At 73.7% G+C, this 16,685-nt stretch carries 16 protein-coding genes; 12 read left to right on the plus strand and 4 right to left on the minus strand.

Annotated elements, in window-relative coordinates:
• Positions 1 to 25: 25 nt before the first annotated feature.
• Together hemW and VR45_RS05005 are read left to right on the plus strand one after the other, a co-directional pair.
• Positions 26 to 1,255, plus strand: coding sequence for a radical SAM family heme chaperone HemW (hemW, locus tag VR45_RS05000; RefSeq protein WP_045938449.1), 1,230 nt, complete (start codon positions 26 to 28; stop codon positions 1,253 to 1,255).
• Positions 1,256 to 1,299: 44 nt separating this feature from the next.
• Positions 1,300 to 1,833, plus strand: coding sequence for a Uma2 family endonuclease (locus tag VR45_RS05005; protein WP_045938450.1), 534 nt, complete (start codon positions 1,300 to 1,302; stop codon positions 1,831 to 1,833).
• Here VR45_RS05005 and VR45_RS05010 read toward each other — a convergent pair.
• The 4 genes from VR45_RS05010 to htpX all read right to left on the minus strand — a co-directional run bounded on the left by VR45_RS05010 (position 1,824) and on the right by htpX (position 5,087).
• Complete coding sequence (locus VR45_RS05010; protein ID WP_045938451.1) at positions 1,824 to 2,657, minus strand: DUF3097 domain-containing protein; 834 nt, start codon at positions 2,655 to 2,657, stop codon at positions 1,824 to 1,826. The two genes, VR45_RS05005 and VR45_RS05010, sit on opposite strands and share 10 nt — an antisense overlap.
• A 20-nt stretch (positions 2,658 to 2,677) precedes the next feature.
• A complete protein-coding gene (locus tag VR45_RS05015) occupies positions 2,678 to 3,457 on the minus strand; it encodes a DUF2785 domain-containing protein (RefSeq protein ID WP_045938452.1) in 780 nt (259 codons plus the stop codon).
• Positions 3,458 to 3,520: 63 nt separating this feature from the next.
• Complete coding sequence (locus VR45_RS05020; protein ID WP_045938453.1) at positions 3,521 to 4,108, minus strand: hypothetical protein; 588 nt, start codon at positions 4,106 to 4,108, stop codon at positions 3,521 to 3,523.
• 58 nt (positions 4,109 to 4,166) lie between these two features.
• A complete protein-coding gene (gene htpX / locus VR45_RS05025; protein WP_045938454.1) occupies positions 4,167 to 5,087 on the minus strand; it encodes a zinc metalloprotease HtpX in 921 nt (306 codons plus the stop codon).
• Positions 5,088 to 5,360: 273 nt separating this feature from the next.
• Between htpX and hrcA the strand changes: the two genes are divergently transcribed.
• The 10 genes from hrcA (at position 5,361) to VR45_RS05075 (ending at position 16,676) form a co-directional block, all read left to right on the plus strand.
• Positions 5,361 to 6,395 carry a heat-inducible transcriptional repressor HrcA gene (gene hrcA, locus VR45_RS05030; RefSeq protein WP_045938455.1) on the plus strand — a complete coding sequence of 345 codons (1,035 nt, stop codon included), beginning with the start codon at positions 5,361 to 5,363 and terminating at the stop codon, positions 6,393 to 6,395.
• Positions 6,396 to 6,470: 75 nt separating this feature from the next.
• Positions 6,471 to 7,610 (plus strand): molecular chaperone DnaJ, encoded by a 1,140-nt coding sequence (gene dnaJ, locus VR45_RS05035; protein WP_045938456.1) that lies wholly within the window; start codon positions 6,471 to 6,473, stop codon positions 7,608 to 7,610.
• Positions 7,611 to 7,691: 81 nt separating this feature from the next.
• Complete coding sequence (locus VR45_RS05040) at positions 7,692 to 8,441, plus strand: 16S rRNA (uracil(1498)-N(3))-methyltransferase (RefSeq protein WP_045938457.1); 750 nt, start codon at positions 7,692 to 7,694, stop codon at positions 8,439 to 8,441.
• Between the two features lie 77 nt (positions 8,442 to 8,518).
• Positions 8,519 to 11,761, plus strand: coding sequence for a S41 family peptidase (locus tag VR45_RS05045; RefSeq protein WP_045938485.1), 3,243 nt, complete (start codon positions 8,519 to 8,521; stop codon positions 11,759 to 11,761).
• 196 nt (positions 11,762 to 11,957) lie between these two features.
• A complete protein-coding gene (locus VR45_RS05050) occupies positions 11,958 to 12,311 on the plus strand; it encodes a histidine triad nucleotide-binding protein (protein WP_045938458.1) in 354 nt (117 codons plus the stop codon).
• 3 nt (positions 12,312 to 12,314) lie between these two features.
• The gene (locus VR45_RS05055) at positions 12,315 to 13,235 is read left to right on the plus strand and encodes a ribonuclease Z (RefSeq protein WP_045938459.1); all 921 of its coding nucleotides are present in this window, start codon (positions 12,315 to 12,317) and stop codon (positions 13,233 to 13,235) included.
• 295 nt (positions 13,236 to 13,530) lie between these two features.
• A complete protein-coding gene (locus tag VR45_RS05060) occupies positions 13,531 to 14,553 on the plus strand; it encodes a PhoH family protein (protein WP_045938486.1) in 1,023 nt (340 codons plus the stop codon).
• A gap of 14 nt (positions 14,554 to 14,567) precedes the next feature.
• The gene (gene ybeY, locus VR45_RS05065; RefSeq protein ID WP_030395777.1) at positions 14,568 to 15,062 is read left to right on the plus strand and encodes an rRNA maturation RNase YbeY; all 495 of its coding nucleotides are present in this window, start codon (positions 14,568 to 14,570) and stop codon (positions 15,060 to 15,062) included.
• A 19-nt stretch (positions 15,063 to 15,081) separates the two neighbouring features.
• The gene (locus VR45_RS05070) at positions 15,082 to 16,407 is read left to right on the plus strand and encodes a hemolysin family protein (protein ID WP_045938460.1); all 1,326 of its coding nucleotides are present in this window, start codon (positions 15,082 to 15,084) and stop codon (positions 16,405 to 16,407) included.
• A 32-nt stretch (positions 16,408 to 16,439) separates the two neighbouring features.
• Positions 16,440 to 16,676 carry a hypothetical protein gene (locus VR45_RS05075; protein WP_045938461.1) on the plus strand — a complete coding sequence of 79 codons (237 nt, stop codon included), beginning with the start codon at positions 16,440 to 16,442 and terminating at the stop codon, positions 16,674 to 16,676.
• Positions 16,677 to 16,685: the final 9 nt, after the last annotated feature.

Below are 16,685 nucleotides of genomic sequence, written 5' to 3' on the forward strand. Positions count from 1 at the left end.
TCCGGCCGTACGGGACAATGGGGTCATGCCCTCCGCACTCCCCGACGGTGAACCGGTGCCGTCCGACGGTTCCCTGCCCGCGCACGCCCTCGACGGGCTCGGCTCGCGGCCGTTCGGCTTCTACCTGCACGTGCCGTACTGCGCCAGCCGCTGCGGCTACTGCGACTTCAACACCTACACCGCCACCGAGCTGCGCTCCTCCGGCACGGTCGCCTCCCAGGAGACCTACGCGGACAACGTGGTCGCCGAGGTCAGGATGGCCCGCCGGGTGCTCGGCGACGCCGCCCCGCCGGTGCGCACCGTCTTCCTGGGCGGCGGCACCCCGACCCTGCTGCCCGCCCGCGACCTGGTGGCGATGCTGGCCGCGATCCGCGAGGAGTTCGGGCTCGCCGAGGGGGCCGAGGTCACCACCGAGGCCAACCCGGAGTCCGTGGACCCGGCGTACCTGGCGGAGCTGCGCGAGGGCGGCTTCAACCGGATCTCCTTCGGCATGCAGTCGGCCCGCCCGCACGTGCTGAAGCTGCTCGACCGCCACCACACCCCCGGCCGGCCCGAGGCCTGCGTCGCCGAGGCGCGCGCGGCGGGCTTCGAGCACGTCAACCTCGACCTCATCTACGGCACCCCGGGCGAGTCCGACGACGACTGGCGGGCCTCCCTGGACGCCGCGATCGGCGCCGGCCCGGACCACGTCTCCGCCTACTCGCTGATCGTCGAGGAGGGCACCCGGCTGGCCGCCCGGGTCGGGCGCGGCGAACTGCCGATGATCGACGACGACGTGCACGCCGACCGCTACCTGATCGCCGAGGAGGCGCTGGCCGCGGCCGGCTACTCCTGGTACGAGGTCTCCAACTGGTCCACCACCCCCGAGGGCCGCTGCCGCCACAACGAGCTGTACTGGACCGGCGGCGACTGGTGGGGTGCCGGCCCGGGCGCGCACAGCCACGTCGGCGGCGTCCGCTGGTGGAACGCCAAGCACCCCGCCGCCTACGCCCGCGCCCTCGCCGAGGGCCGCACCCCCGCCCAGGGCCGCGAGCGCCTCGCCGCCGAGGACCGCCGGGTCGAGCGGATCCTGCTGGAGCTGCGCCTGGCCGAGGGCATCCCGCTGGACCTGCTGACGGAGACCGGCCTGAAGGCCGCGCGCCAGCACCTGGCCGATGGCCTCCTCGCCCCGCAGCCCTGGGCCGACGGCCGCGCCGCCCTCACCCTCCGGGGCCGCCTCCTGGCGGACGCGGTGGTGCGTGACCTGGTGGACTGACTTGGCGCTAGCTTTCTCCTGTGACGACCAATGGACACAGGGTGATGGCGCTCTTCGAAGAGCTGGAAGTCCCGGAGGGGTGGAGGGCGGAACTCATCCGTGGCGAGATTGTGCTGAGCATGAGCTCGGACCTGACCGCCAACCTCATCACCGCATCTGTGCGGGACCAGATTCCGCATCATCGCTGGCACGGTTTGACCACACAGGACGTGGCCTTCGTCGGTGCGCTCAGTGAGCCCCAGCCGGACCTGGTCGTGTTCGAACGCGGCGCAGCCGACGGTCCGGGGCGTCTGGTTCCCGCGCCGGCCGTGACGCTGGTGGTCGAGGTCGTGTCGAAGACCAGCGTGCTGCGCGACTACCGGACCAAGCGGGAGCTGTACGCCGAGGGCGCGATCCCCGTGTACCTGATCGTCGATCCGATCAAGGGCCTCTGTGTCCTGCTCACCGAGCCGGCCCGGGCGGCGGCCTCGGGGCTGCCCGACTACGTGACCGAGCGGACCACCAAGTTCGGCGAGCCGGTTCCGGTGGACCTGCTGGGCATCACGCTCGACACCTCGGAGTTCCGGCCCTACTCCTGACCCGGCAGGGTCACGAAGTCGATCAGCTCCTCGACCTTGCCCAGCAGTTCGGGCTCCAGGTCCCGGTAGGAGTTCACCTTCGACAGGATGCGCTTCCACGCCGCCGGGGTGTCCTCGGGCCAGTTCAGGCGGCGGCAGGTGCCGGTCTTCCAGTCCTCGCCCCTGGGGACGGCGGGCCAGGCCGGGATGCCCACGGAGGACGGTTTCACGGCCTGCCAGACGTCGATGTAGGGGTGGCCGACGACCAGGACGTGCGGGCCGGTGACCCGGGCGGCGATGCGGTGCTCCTTGGTGCCCGGGAGCAGGTGGTCGACCAGGACGCCGAGGCGGCGCTCCGGGCCGGGGGCGAACCCGGCGACGATCGCGGGCAGGTCGTCGACGCCCTCCAGGTACTCGACGACCACGCCCTCGATCCGCAGGTCGTCGCCCCAGACCCGCTCCACCAGCTCGGCGTCGTGCCGGCCCTCGACGTAGATCCGCGACTCGCGGGCCACCCGGGCCCGGGCGCCGGGGACGGCGACCGAGCCGGAGGCGGTGCGGGCGGGGGTGCGGGCCGGGGCGGGGCCCGAGGGCCGGACCAGGGTGACCGTCCGGCCCTCCAGCAGGAAGCCGCGCGGGACCAGCGGGAACACCCGGTGCTTGCCGAACCGGTCCTCCAGGGTGACGGTGTGCCCCTCGGCGGTCCTCTCGCAGCGCACCACCGCCCCGCAGAAGCCGGTCGACACCTCCTCGACCACCAGGTCCCGCTCGGCGGGCACCTCCGGGGCGGGCACCTGCTTCTTCCACGGCGGGGTCAGGTCGGGTCCGTACTGGCGGCTGCGCATTCCCCGGAGTCTATGGGGCGTCAGCCGGTGAACGGCGAGTTCACCACCAGCAGCTCGGCGATCCGCGCGCGCAGGGCGGCGGAGTGCGGCAGCGGCACCGGTGCGCCGCCGCGTTCCATCCGGACGCCCCGGTCGGCGAGCACGTAGACGGCCCGCAGGGTGCGCAGGGTGTTGGAGACGACGGCGGGCACGGCGCCCGCGGTCGCGGAGGGGCGGCGCGGCGGCTGCGCGCCGATCGGGTCGAGCCAGCCGAGGGCCTGGCGCTCGGTCAGCTCCGGGCGGGTGAGGATCTGGGCGACCGCGCGGCCGAGCCGGTCGTCCTCCATGGCGTCCAGCACGTGGTCGGTGGGGGCGAGCAGCCGGGCGGTGACCAGGTCCAGCAGCGGGGTGGGGTCGGCGAGCAGCGGGCCGCGGCCGAGGGCGGCCAGCAGGTCGGCGCCGTGGGCGACCGCGTGCAGCCAGCCGAGCCGGGGGTCGAAGCCGCGCAGATCGGTCTCGTCGATGTACCAGCGGGCGAAGGCCTCCAGCCAGGCCGGGCGGTGGGCGCCGTGGTCGGCGAGGTCGGCGAGGACCAGCGGGGCGAAGGTGCGGGCCTGGATCTCGGGGTCGGTGAGGCGTTCGGCCATCTCGTCGCCGAGCGCGAGGCGCTGCTCGGGCGTGAGCAGCGGTACCCAGCGGCACAACTGCTCCAGCGCGAGGCTGTCGCGGACGTGCGGGTCGGGCGAGCGCAGCGCCGCGCTGACGGCGGCGAGGGTGTCGGGGGTGGGGGCGGCGGATTCGAGTGCGGTCCAGTTGATCACGGGCGGACCCTAGGGGCCGGGGCGGCCGGGGGCCACCGAATTACCGGCCCGGCGGCCGCCGGTTCACAGCCCCGGCGCGCCCCAGACCGGGAACCAGCGGGTGAGGTCCTTCTCCAGCCGCAGGTCGTTGCCGAGCATCGCGTTGACCTCCAGCTCCAGCGGGTTGTCGCGCTTCTCCCCGCCGCCGGGCAGTGGCGCGAAGGGGTAGAAGGTGCCGCGTTTGTACAGGTAGACCAGGGCCAGCGGCCGCTGTCCCTCGGCGTCGCGGAAGCCGACCAGGGAGCACAGCAGTTGGGGGCCGAAGCCGTGCGCCTCGAGTTCGCTGTTGACCGCGTGCAGGTCGTTGACCAGTTCGGGCAGTTCGCCGGGCGCGTGCCGGGCGAGCAGCCAGGAGTAGCCGTAGGAGTCCTTGGACGCCTCGACGGGGACGCCGCCGCGTTCGGTGTCGGCGTCGAGCAGGGCCCGGACCTGCCGTTCGACCTCGTCGAAGGCGCCGCCCTCGACGGAGGCGAAGCAGACCGAGCCGAGTCCGGTGGGGCGGAAGCCGGCCGCCGCCTCCAGGGTGAGGGCGGCGGAGGGCACGCCGAACAGCTGGTCGAGGTCGGGTCTGACGGGCTTGGTGCGGCCGAACAGCGTGTCCAGGATGCCCACGGCGGTCCTTCCGGTCAGAGGGCGGGGGCGGGGCGGGAGCAGTGCGGGTACGGGCGGTTCAGCGGCCGAGCTCGGAGGAGATCTTCGCCAGCTGGGCCAGCCGCTGCTCCAGCGACGGGTGGGTGGAGAACAGCTGGGTGGCGGCCTCCCGGGCGCTGAGCGCCGGCGCGAAGTAGAACGCGTTGTAGGGCTGGGACTGGCGCAGGTCCCGGGTCGGGATGGCGGCGATCTGGCCGGTCACCTTGGTGAGTGCCGAGGCCAGCGCGCTGGGCCGCCCGGTGAGCTGGGCGGCGGCCCGGTCGGCGGCCAGCTCCCGGTAGCGGGAGAGCAGCCGGGTCAGCAGGAAGCTGATCGCGTAGACGGCGATCGACACCAGCGGGATCACCAGGGCGGCGATCGCGGCGTTGGAGTCGTTGTTGTTGCGCCCGCCGCCCATGAAGCCGCCGTACATGGCGATCCGGGTCATCGCGCCGGCCAGGACGCCGAGGAAGCCGGCCACCGTCATCACGGCGACGTCCCGGTGGGCGACGTGCGACAGCTCGTGGGCGAGCACGCCCTCCAGTTCCTCGGGTTCCAGCCGGCGCAGCAGGCCGGTGGTGACGCAGACCACCGCGTTCTGCGGGTTGCGGCCGGTGGCGAAGGCGTTCGGCATGTCGTTCTCGGCGACCGCCACCCGGGGTTTGGGCATGTCGGCGAGCGCGCAGAGCCGGTCGACGGCGCCGTGCAGCTGCGGGTACTGCTCCGGGGTGACCCGGTGGGCGCCCATCGCCCGTTCGGTGATCCGGTCGCTGAACCAGAACTGGGCGACGAACAGGCCGCCCGAGATCAGCACGATGATCGGCCAGGCGCCGCGCAGCAGCACGATCAGCAGACCGGTGAATCCCACGTACAGCAGCCCGATCAGGAACATCGTCCCCACCATGCGGCCGGTCAGGCCGCGGTCGGGGGCGAAGCGGGTGTGCTGGCCCGAGCTCGACATCGCTGCTCCTCCGTTCGCCGTCCGCTTCCGATGCTGCCACCGGGCGGGCCCCGCGGCATCACCCGCGCGCCGCGGACTGCGGGCAGGATCACCCCGGCCGGGCCGTTCCTGCCGTCGGACCCGGGCCTTACACTGGCAGGTACGGTTCTGGCACTCGTGCGTTCAGAGTGCCAAGGCCGGGCCCCGCGGGGTCGGATCGGACAGCTCGAACACGGACACATGCCACGACGGTGTGTCACAACGGACAACGCGTGAAGACGGAGGTGCGTGCCCATGGCCGGTGAGGTCCGCCAGCTCGACGACCGCAAACTCGCGGTGCTTCGCGCGATCGTCCAGGACTACGTGGGGACGGAGGAGCCGGTCGGCTCCAAGGCCCTGGTCGAACGGCACAACCTCGGGGTCTCCCCGGCCACCGTCCGCAACGACATGGCCGCGCTGGAGGAGGAGGGGTACATCCACCAGCCGCACACCAGCGCCGGGCGGATCCCCACCGACAAGGGCTACCGGCTGTTCGTCGACAAGCTGGCCGAGGTCAAGCCGATGAGCGCGCCCGAGCGGCGGGCGATCCGGCACTTCCTCGACGGCGCGGTGGACCTCGACGACGTGGTCGCCCGCACGGTGCGGCTGCTCGCCCAGCTGACCCGCCAGGTCGCGGTGGTGCAGTACCCCTCGCTGAGCCGCTCCACGGTGCGGCACATCGAGCTGGTCGCGCTGGCCCCGGCCAAGGTGATGCTGGTGCTGATCATGAACACCGGCCGGGTCGAGCAGCGGCTGGTGGACTGCCCGGGCACCGTCGGCGAGACCGTGCTGGCGGACCTCCGGGGCCGGATCAACGCCCGGGCCGCCGGTCAGCGGCTCCCGGACGTCCCGGGGCTGCTGGAGGAGCTGCCCGCGCAGTTCGAGGTGGCCGACCGGCCGACCGTGTCCACGGTGCTGGCGACGCTCTTCGAGACCCTCGCCGAGCAGCGCGAGGAGCGGATCATGCTGGCCGGTACGGCCAACCTGACCCGCTTCGGCCACGACTTCCCGCTGACCATCCAGCCGGTGCTGGAGGCGCTGGAGGAGCAGGTCGTCCTGCTCCGCCTCCTGGGTGAGACCGCGGACGCCGGGATGACGGTCCGGATCGGGCGGGAGAACGCCTACGAAGGGCTGAATTCCACCTCGGTCGTCTCGGTCGGTTACGGTTCGGGCGACGAGAGCGTGGCCAAACTGGGGGTGATCGGTCCGACCCGGATGGACTACCCGGGCACAATGGGGGCGGTGCGAGCGGTGGCACGGTACGTGGGTCAGATTCTGGCCGAGTCGTAGGAACGGTCGTCGTCGGACAGCTGACGGCGCCCGAAGTCGCAAGCACTCACACAGGCGGAAAAAGCGGAGCATTTGGTGGCCACGGACTACTACGCGGTACTCGGCGTCCGACGGGATGCGGGGCAGGACGAGATCAAGAAGGCGTTCCGGCGCCTGGCACGCGAACTGCACCCGGACGTCAACCCGGACCCGAAGACGCAGGAGCGGTTCAAGGAGATCAACGCCGCCTACGAGGTGCTCTCCGACCCGCAGAAGCGCCAGGTCTACGACCTCGGCGGCGACCCGCTCTCGCCGAACGGCGGAGCCGGTGCGGGCTTCGGCGCGGGCGCGGCGGGCTTCGGCTTCTCCGACATCATGGACGCCTTCTTCGGCGCCGCCTCCGGCCAGCGCGGACCGCGCTCCCGGACCAGGCGCGGCCAGGACGCCATGATCCGGCTGGAGATCACCCTGGAGGAGGCCGCGTTCGGCACCACCAAGGAACTCCAGGTCGACACCGCCGTCACCTGCACCACCTGCAGCGGCGAGGGCGCCGCGCCCGGCACCTCCGCGCAGACCTGCGACATGTGCCGCGGCAAGGGCGAGGTCTCCCAGGTCACCCGGTCCTTCCTGGGCCAGGTCATGACCTCCCGCCCCTGCCCGCAGTGCCAGGGCTTCGGCACCGTCGTGCCGACCCCGTGCCCGGAGTGCGCCGGCGACGGCCGGGTCCGCGCCCGCCGCACCCTGACCGTCAAGATCCCGGCCGGGGTCGACAACGGCACCAGGATCCAGCTGGCCGGCGAGGGCGAGGTCGGCCCCGGCGGCGGCCCGGCCGGCGACCTCTACGTCGAGATCGCCGAGACCAGCCACCCGACCTTCCAGCGGCGCGGCGACGACCTGCACTGCACGGTCACCATCCCGATGACGGCGGCCTCGCTCGGCACCCAGGTGCCGCTGCAGACCCTGGACGGGATCGAGGAGGTCGACATCCGGCCCGGCACCCAGTCCGGCCAGTCGATCCCGCTGCACGGCCGGGGCATCACCCACCTGCGCGGCGGCGGCCGGGGCGACCTGATAGTGCATGTCGAGGTGCAGACGCCCACCAAGCTCGACGCCGAGCAGGAGGAGCTGCTGCGCCGCCTGGCGGTGCTGCGGGGCGAGGAGCGGCCGTCCGGCCAGTTCGCGCCCGGGCAGCAGGGGCTGTTCTCCCGGCTGAAGGACGCCTTCAACGGCCGGTAGCCGTCCCGCGCGGGGGTGCCGAGGCTTCCTCGGCACCCCTTTCGCGTTCCCGTTCCCGTTCCCACCCCGGAGGTTCCCCGCATGACCGCGCCCGTGTTCGTCGTCGACACCGAGCGGATCGCCGCCGCCGCGCCGGGCGCGTCCGTCCGGCTGGACGGGCCGGAGGGCCGGCACGCCGCCGCGGTGAAGCGGCTGGAACCGGGCGAGGCGGTCACCCTGGCCGACGGCCGGGGCCTCGGCGTGGACGGCACCGTCGCGGCGGTGCACGGCAAGGACGCGATCGAGGTGACGGTGACGGCCGTGCGCCGCGAGCCGGAGCCGTCGCCGCGGATCGTCGTCGTCCAGGCGCTGCCCAAGGGCGACCGGGGCGAGCTGGCGGTGGAGACCATGACCGAGGTCGGCGTGGACGTGGTGATCCCCTGGGCGGCGTCGCGCTGCATCACCCAGTGGAAGGGCGAGCGCGGCGCCAAGGCGCTCGCCAAGTGGCGGGCCACCGCCCGGGAGGCCGGCAAGCAGTCCCGGCGGCTGCGCTTCCCCGAGGTCCGCGAGGCGATGACCACCCGGCAGCTGGCCCCGGTACTGGCCGGCGCCGCGTTCGCCGCCGTGCTGCACGAGGAGGGCGCCGAACCGCTGGCCTCCGCCGCGCTGCCCGCGGGCGGGGACCTGGTGCTGGTGGTCGGCCCGGAGGGCGGCGTCTCCCCGGAGGAGCTGGCCGCCTTCGCCGAGGCCGGCGCGAAGCCGTACCGGCTCGGCCCCTCGGTGCTGCGCACCTCCACGGCCGGTGTGGCGGCCGGCGCGCTGCTGCTGGGCCGCACCGGCCGCTGGGCCTGACACCGGCATCCCCCGTGGGGGTTCGCGGACCGCGAACTGCGGGCGCGCCGCGCCCCCGCTTGCCTAGGGTGGCGACCGTGAGCGAACCCGAGAGCACCCCCGAGGGCGCCTACCTGCGCCACCCGCACCTGCACGGCGACCTGATCACCTTCGTGGCCGAGAACGACGTGTGGCTCGCCCCGCTGGAAGGCGGCCGGGCCTGGCGGCTGACCGCCGACCACCGTCCGGTCCGCAGACCGATGTTCTCCCCGGACGGCCGCCACGTCGCCTTCACCTCCACCCGCGACGGCGCCCCCGAGGTGCACGTGGTCCCGGTGGACGGCGGACCGTCCCGGCGGCTGACCCACTGGGGCGACGCGCAGACCCAGCTGCGCGGCTGGACGGCCGACGGCCGGCCGATCGCCACCACCGCCGCCGGGCAGGCCTCGCTGCGCCGCACCTGGGCGCGGGCGGTGCCGCTGGACGGCGGCGAGGCGGCCCGGCTGCCGTACGGCCCGGTCGGCGGGCTGGCGTTCGAGCCCGGCGGCGACCGGGTGCTGCTGGTCTCCGCCTACGCCACCGAGCCGGCCTGGTGGAAGCGCTACCGGGGCGGGCGGACCGGCCGGCTGTGGATCGGCGTCGACCGCTTCGAGCGCGTCCACGAGGAGCTGGCCGGGCACATCGAGTCGCCGCTGTGGGTGGGCGGGCGGATCGCCTTCCTCTCCGACCACGAGGGCGTCGGCGCGCTGTACTCCAGCCTCCCGGACGGCTCCGACCTGCGCCGGCACGGCATCTCGCCGGAGGGCTTCTACGCCCGCACCGCCACCACCGACGGGAGCCGGGTGGTCTGGCACAGCGCCGGCGACCTGTGGCTGCTGGCGGACCTGGACGGCGCCGAGCCGCGCCGCCTGGACGTCCGTCCGGCCGGTCCGCGCACCGGCCGCCGCCCCCGCCCGGTGTCCGCCGCGCACTGGCTGGAGGGCGTCGCCCCGGACCGCACCGGGCGGGCCGGGGCCGTGGTGGTGCGCGGCTCCGTGCACTGGCTGACCCACCGGGAGGGCCCGGCCCGGGTGCTGGACGAGACGCCGGGCGTGCGCGGCCGGCTGGCCCGGGTGGTGCCGGGCCCGGCCGGCGAGGACGCCGCCCAGGGCGTGGTCTGGGTGACCGACGCCGAGGGCGAGGACGCGATCGAGTACGCGCCCGCGGTGCTCGGCACCGAGCGCCGCCGACTGGCCGCCGGGCAGCTGGGCCGGGTCCGCTCGCTGCTGGTCTCCCCGGACGGCAAGCAGCTGGCGGTCGGCGCGCACGACGGCCGGGTGCTGCTGGTCGGTCTGGCCGACGGCGCCGTGCACGAGCTGGCGCACAGCACCGACGGCGAGGTCAGCGGGCTGGCGTTCAGCCCGGACTCGGCCTGGCTGGCCTGGTCGCAGCCGACCCTCGGGGCGTGGTCGCTGCGCCAGATCGTGCTGGCCAACCTGGCCACCCGGACGGTCTCCGAGGCGACCCCGCAGCGCTTCGTCGACACCTCCCCGGCGTTCACCGCCGACGGCCGGCACCTGGCGTTCCTCTCGGTGCGCAGCTTCGACCCGGTGTACGACTCGCACGTCTTCGACCTGTCGTTCCCCAACGGCTGCCGCCCGTACCTGATCACGCTGGCCGCCGACACGCCGTCGCCGTTCGGGCCGCGCCGGGCCGGTCGGCCGGCCGGCGGGGAGGACGAGGAGCCGAAGGGCCGCCGGGCGGACGGCGAGGAGGGCGCGGCCGACGCGCCGCCGGCGACCCGGGTCGACCTGGACGGCATCGCCGACCGGATCGTGCCGTTCCCGGTGGAGGGCGGCCGGTTCGGCGTCCTGCGGGCCGCCAAGGACGGCGTGCTGTGGACCAGGCTCCCGCTGGTCGGCGAGCTGGGCGACGAGGCCGCCTCGCTGGAGGACGAGCGCCCGCGGCCCACCCTGGAGCGCTTCGACTTCCGCAAGCGCCGGGCGGAGCAGCTGGTGGACGGCCTGGACGCGTTCGCGGTGAGTGGGGACGGTACCCGGCTCGCCGTGCTGGACGAGGGCGAGCTGCGGATCGTGCCCGCCGACCACAAGGCGTCCGGCGAGGACGACGAGATCGACGTCGACCTGGACCGGCTGCGGGTCACGGTCGACCCGGCGGCCGAGTGGCGGCAGATGTACGACGAGAACGGCCGGCTGATGCGGGACAACTTCTGGCGTCCCGACCTCGACGGGGTGGACTGGGCCGGGGTGCTGGCCCGCTACCGGCCGCTGGTGGAGCGGCTCGGTTCGCACGACGACCTGGTGGACCTGCTCTGGGAGGTGCACGGCGAGCTGGGCACCTCGCACGCGTACGTGGTGGCGCACGGGGTGCACACCGAACCGGCCCGCCGGCAGGGCCTGCTGGGCGCGGACCTGGTCAGGGACGGCGAGGTGTGGCGGGTCGCGCGGATCCTGCCGGGGGAGTCCTCCGACCCCCGGGCGCACTCGCCGCTGGCCGCCCCGGGCGCGGCCGTCCGCCCCGGGGACGCGGTGCTGGCGGTCAACGGCCGCCCGGTGGACCCGGTGACCGGCCCGGCGCCGCTGCTGGCCGGCACCGCCGGGCAGCCGGTCGAGCTGACGGTGGCCGGCAAGGACGGCACCGACCAGCGGCACCCGGTGGTCGTCCCGCTCGCCGACGACGAGGCGCTGCGCTACCACGACTGGGTGGCCGGGCGGCGGGCCGCCGTCCGGGAGCTGTCCGACGGCAGGCTCGGCTATCTGCACATCCCCGACATGCAGACCACCGGCTGGGCGCAGATCCACCGCGACCTGCGGGCGGAGATGGCCAGGGAGGGCGTGGTCGTCGACATCCGGGGCAACCGGGGCGGGCACACCTCGCAGCTGGTGGTCGAGAAGCTGGCGCGGCGGATCATCGGCTGGGGCGTGGGCAGGGACGTCGCCAATCCCGCGCCGTACCCGGAGGACGCGCCGCGCGGTCCGGTCGTCGCGCTGGCGGACGAGTACTCGGGCTCGGACGGCGACATCGTCAACGCGGCGATCCAGGCGCTGGGGATCGGCCCGGTGGTCGGCACCCGCACCTGGGGCGGGGTGATCGGCATCGACAGCCGCTACTCGCTGGTGGACGGGACCCTGGTGACCCAGCCGAAGTACGCGTTCTGGTCGGAGCGGCTCGGCTGGGGCCTGGAGAACCACGGGGTGGACCCGGACGTGGAGGTGCCGTTCCCGCCGCACGCCTGGGCGGCGGGGGAGGACCCGCAGCTCGCCGAGGGGGTGCGGATCGCCCTGGCGGCGCTCGCGGAGCGGCCGGCCAAGACCCCGCCGGCGCTGCCCTGGGAGCGTTAGCGGCGGTCCGACGGCGGTCCGACGGCGGTGGGAGGCCGGGCCCCGGGTCCGGCCTCCCGCTCCGGGGACGCCGTCGCTGTGCGCGTGCTGCGGCGGCAGCACCCGGGTGAGTACCGGCGGGCGGCGGCGGGGCTCGGCTAGCATGCCGCCGTACGCTCCCACCAGACCAGCACCAGCATCCCGCGAGGAGATCCCGATGGCCGGCGAGCCGCAGCCCGACTGCCTGTTCTGCAAGATCGTGGCGGGCGAGATCCCGGCCACCGTGGTCCGCAAGACCGACCGGACCCTCGCCTTCCGCGACATCGCCCCGAAGGCCCCGGTGCACGTCCTGGTGGTCCCGCACGCCCACTACCCGAACGCGGCCGCGCTGGCCGAGGCGGAGCCCGAGGTCGCCGGCGAACTGCTCGCCGAGGCGGGCCGGGTCGCCGCGGACGAGGGCGTCGAGGACTACCGGCTGATCTTCAACACCGGCGCCGGCGCGGGCCAGACCGTCTTCCACGCGCACGTCCACGTGCTCGGCGGCACGTCGATGACCGAGCGCATGGTCTGAGGGGTGTCCCAGCGCGAACTCGTCGTCCTCGGGACCGCCAGCCAGGTCCCGACCCGGCACCGCAACCACAACGGCTACCTGCTGCGCTGGGACGGCGAGGGCCTGCTGTTCGACCCCGGCGAGGGGACCCAGCGGCAGATGCTGCGCGCCGGGGTCTCGGCCACCCAGCTCACCCGGATCGCCGTCACGCACTTCCACGGCGACCACAGCCTGGGCCTGGCCGGGGTGATCCAGCGGATCAACCTGGACCGGGTCCCGCACCCGGTGGACGTCTACTTCCCGGCCTCCGGCGAGGTGTACTTCGAGCGGCTGCGGCACGCCACCGCCTTCCACGAGACGGCCGTGCTGCGGCCCCGCCCGATCGAGGAGCCGGGCCCGCTGCCCGCGCCCGGCGCCCGCTTCGCGCTGGAGGCGGTCCGGCTCTCGCACCCGGTCGAGTCCTTCGGCTACCGGCTGAGCGAGCCGGACGGCCGCCGGCTGGTGCCCGAACGGCTGGCCGCCCTGGGCATCGCCGGCCCCGACACCGGCCGGCTCCAGCACCAGGGCGCGATCGAGGTGGACGGCCGGCGGGTCACCCTGGAGGAGGTCAGCGAGCCCCGGCCCGGGCAGCGGTTCGCCTTCGTCATGGACACCCGGCTCTGCGAGGGCGTGTACGAGCTCGCCGAGCGCGCCGACCTGCTGGTCGTCGAGGCCACCTTCTCCGACGCCGACGCCGGGCTCGCCGAGGACCACGGCCACCTCACCGCCGGCCAGGCCGCCAAGGTCGCCGCCGAGGCGGGCGTCCGCACCCTGGTGCTGACCCACTTCTCGCAGCGCTACCCCGACCTCGGCCAGCACCTCGCCGACGCCCGCAAGCATTTCGACGGCCCGATCGTGCTTGCCGAGGACCTCGCCCGGGTACCAGTACCGCCCCGGCACAAGTGAGGCGCCCACCCGTCAGGGCCGCGGTGAACAGCGTGGAAAACCGCTCGCGCCGCCCGGCGTTCTGCCGCAGCATCGTCGGGTGCGGCCCCGCCGCCCGCCGCAGCGATCACGTGCGCGGCGTACCCTGGTGCCCCGGAAGGACCGAGCGGCACACGAGACACGGATGGGATGAGGCAGGCCCCAGCGCCGACCTATGAGTGACACATCGCAGACCCGTTCCAACGGACAGCCGCGCCACGAACCGGCCGAGGACGGCCGCGTCAGCGCCCGGATCGTCATCCCCGAGAAGCATCCGATGGTCACCCTGCTCGGCGCCGCCGACTCGCTGCTGCGAGTGATCGAGCAGGGCTTCCCCGCCGCCGACATCCACGTCCGGGGCAACGAGGTGACCGCGACCGGCGAGCGCGCCGAGGTCGCCCTCGTCAAGCAGCTGTTCAGCGAGATGATGCTGGTGCTGCGCACCGGCCAACCCCTCACGGAGGACTCCGTGGAGCGTTCCATCGCCATGATCCGCAGTGCCGTCGACGACCCGGACAGCCCGGCGCCGTCGAAGGTGTTCACCGCGAACATCCTGTCCAACCGGGGCCGGACCATCCGTCCGAAGACCCTCAACCAGCAGCGCTACGTCGACGCCATCGACAAGCACACGATCGTCTTCGGCCTCGGCCCGGCCGGCACCGGCAAGACCTACCTCGCGATGGCCAAGGCCGTCCAGGCCCTCCAGGCCAAGGAGGTCAACCGGATCATCCTGACCCGTCCGGCCGTCGAGGCGGGCGAGCGGCTCGGCTTCCTGCCCGGCACCCTCTACGAGAAGATCGACCCGTACCTGCGGCCGCTGTACGACGCGCTGCACGACATGATGGACCCCGACTCCATCCCGCGGCTGATGGCCGCCGGGACCATCGAGGTCGCGCCGCTCGCCTACATGCGCGGCCGCACCCTCAACGACGCCTTCATCATCCTCGACGAGGCCCAGAACACCTCGCCCGAGCAGATGAAGATGTTCCTCACCCGCCTCGGGTTCAACTCCCGGGTGGTCGTCACCGGCGACACCAGCCAGATCGACCTCCCGGGCGGCACCCGCAGCGGCCTCAAGGTCGTCCAGGAGATCCTGGTCGACGTGCCCGACATCCACTTCTCCGTCCTCACCAGCACCGATGTGGTCCGCCACAAGCTGGTCGGCCGGATCGTGGACGCGTACGAGCGCTGGGACGCCCGCCAGGAGGCCCAGGAGACCGAGGAGCGCCGCCCCCCGGTCAAGCCCGCCCAGCGGCGCGGCTCACGCGCACCCCGACAGTCCCATCGCACCGAAAGCTGAGTAACCAGCCCGTCATGTCGATCGACATCGCCAATGAGTCCGGCTGGGACGTCGACGAGGAGTCCGTCCTCGCCGTCGCCCGCTACGCCCTGGACAAGATGCGGATCCACCCGCAGTCCGAACTGTCCGTGATCCTCGTGGACGGGGCGGCGATGGAGGAGCTGCACATCCAGTGGATGGACCTCCCGGGCCCCACGGACGTGATGTCCTTCCCCATGGACGAGCTGCGCCCCGGCAAGGAGGGCGAGGAGCTGCCGCAGGGGCTGCTCGGCGACATCGTGCTCTGCCCCGAGGTCGCCGAGCAGCAGGGCAAGGCGGCCCCGTCCAAGCACTCGATGGACGAGGAGCTGCAGCTGCTCACCGTGCACGGTGTGCTGCACGTGCTCGGCTACGACCACGAGGAGCCGGACGAGGAGGAGGAGATGTTCGGCCTCCAGAAGGCGATCCTCGACGGCTGGCGGGCCGAGCGGGGCCTCGGCGGCATCTCCCCGGCCCCCACCACCCACTGAGCGCGGAGCCCGAACCCCTGTGAGTGGTGAAAGTACGAGTTTCATCCTCGGCGCGGTCGCGCTGGTCGTGCTCGGCTGGCTGGCCGCGTGCGCCGAGGCGGGCATCTCCCGGGTGTCCCGGTTCCGGGCCGAGGAAGCGGTCCGGTCCGGGCGCAGGGGCTCGGCCCGGCTGCTGGCGCTGGCCTCCGACCCGATCCGCTACCTCAACCTGGCCACCCTGATCCGGGTGGCCAGCGAGATGGCGGCGGCGGTGCTGGTCACCGTGGTGTGCGTGCGCAACATCGACACGACCTGGCAGGCCGTGCTGCTGGCGTTCGGCGTGATGGTGCTGGTGTCCTTCGTGGCGGTGGGGGTCTCCCCGCGCACGATCGGCCGCCAGCACCCCCTCACCACCGCCACCGCGGCCTCCTTCGTGCTGCTGCCGCTGGCCCGGATCCTCGGCCCGATCCCGAGGCTGCTGATCCTGCTCGGCAACGCCCTCACGCCCGGCAAGGGCTACCGCGAGGGCCCGTTCGCCTCCGAGGCGGAGCTGCGGGCCCTGGTCGACCTGGCCGAGAAGAACGACGTCATCGAGGACGAGGAGCGCCGGATGGTGCACTCCGTCTTCGAGCTGGGCGACACCATCGTCCGCGAGGTGATGGTGCCGCGCACCGACCTGGTGATGATCGAGCGGCACAAGACCGTCCGCCAGGCGCTGACCCTGGCGCTGCGCTCGGGCTTCTCGCGGATCCCGGTGGTCGGCGACAACGAGGACGACGTGGTCGGCATCGTCTACCTCAAGGACCTGGTGCGCCGCACCCACATCAACCGGGACTCCGAGTCGGACGAGGTCGGCGCCGTGATGCGCCCGGCGGTGTTCGTCCCGGACTCCAAGCCCGCCACCGACCTGCTGCGCGAGATGCAGCAGATGCGCTCGCACGTGGCGATCGTGATCGACGAGTACGGCGGCACGGCCGGCCTGGTCACCATCGAGGACATCCTGGAGGAGATCGTCGGTGAGATCACCGACGAGTACGACCGGGAGATCGCCCCGGTGGAGGACCTCGGGGACGGCTCCTACCGGATCACCGCCCGGCTGTTGGTCGAGGACCTGGGCGAGCTGTTCGGGATCGAGCTGGAGGACGAGGACGTCGAGACGGTGGGCGGCCTGCTGGCCAAGCACCTGGGCCGGGTGCCGATCCCCGGCTCCTCCTGCGCGATCCCGCTCCCCGAGGAGGTCCCGGGCGGCCTGACCGCCATCCGCCTGACCGCCGAGAGCTCCGCCGGCCGCCGCAACCGCATCGGCTCCGTCGTCGCCGCCCCGGTGCGGGCGGCGGAGGATCCGGCCCCCGGGGCCGACGAGTAGCGTTCGGGTACGTCCGGGGCGACGATGGGGGCATGAGTCACCAACTTCGCGCGGAGTACGGCCCGCAGGGGGCGGCGGGCGGGGTGAAGGTCTGGCACGTCGTGCGGGAGGGGGATCCGGCCGTGGCGCTGTGCGGCCGGACCATGCCCGTCGAGGCGGAGACCCGGCCGGAGCAGGAGTGGGGGACCGGGCTCCGGTGCTGTCAGCAGTGCGGTTCGCTGTACATGCACGAGGTGCCGCACATGCAGGGGAGCCATCCCTACAGCTAGGCGGGCCCG

It is taken from the genome of Streptomyces sp. NRRL S-495, from assembly GCF_000966955.1.
Classification (GTDB): Bacteria; Actinomycetota; Actinomycetes; order Streptomycetales; family Streptomycetaceae; genus Kitasatospora; species Kitasatospora purpeofusca.

Coding starts and splice junctions, on each gene's coding strand:
- hemW (WP_045938449.1), top strand. CDS start 26: ATGCCCTCCGCACTCCCCGACGGTGAACCGGTGCCGTCCGACGGTTCC.
- VR45_RS05005 (WP_045938450.1), top strand. CDS start 1,300: ATGGCGCTCTTCGAAGAGCTGGAAGTCCCGGAGGGGTGGAGGGCGGAA.
- VR45_RS05010 (WP_045938451.1), bottom strand. CDS start 2,657: ATGCGCAGCCGCCAGTACGGACCCGACCTGACCCCGCCGTGGAAGAAG.
- htpX (WP_045938454.1), bottom strand. CDS start 5,087: ATGTCGAGCTCGGGCCAGCACACCCGCTTCGCCCCCGACCGCGGCCTG.
- hrcA (WP_045938455.1), top strand. CDS start 5,361: ATGGCCGGTGAGGTCCGCCAGCTCGACGACCGCAAACTCGCGGTGCTT.
- VR45_RS05040 (WP_045938457.1), top strand. CDS start 7,692: ATGACCGCGCCCGTGTTCGTCGTCGACACCGAGCGGATCGCCGCCGCC.
- VR45_RS05050 (WP_045938458.1), top strand. CDS start 11,958: ATGGCCGGCGAGCCGCAGCCCGACTGCCTGTTCTGCAAGATCGTGGCG.
- VR45_RS05060 (WP_045938486.1), top strand. CDS start 13,531: ATGGTCACCCTGCTCGGCGCCGCCGACTCGCTGCTGCGAGTGATCGAG.
- ybeY (WP_030395777.1), top strand. CDS start 14,568: ATGTCGATCGACATCGCCAATGAGTCCGGCTGGGACGTCGACGAGGAG.
- VR45_RS05075 (WP_045938461.1), top strand. CDS start 16,440: ATGAGTCACCAACTTCGCGCGGAGTACGGCCCGCAGGGGGCGGCGGGC.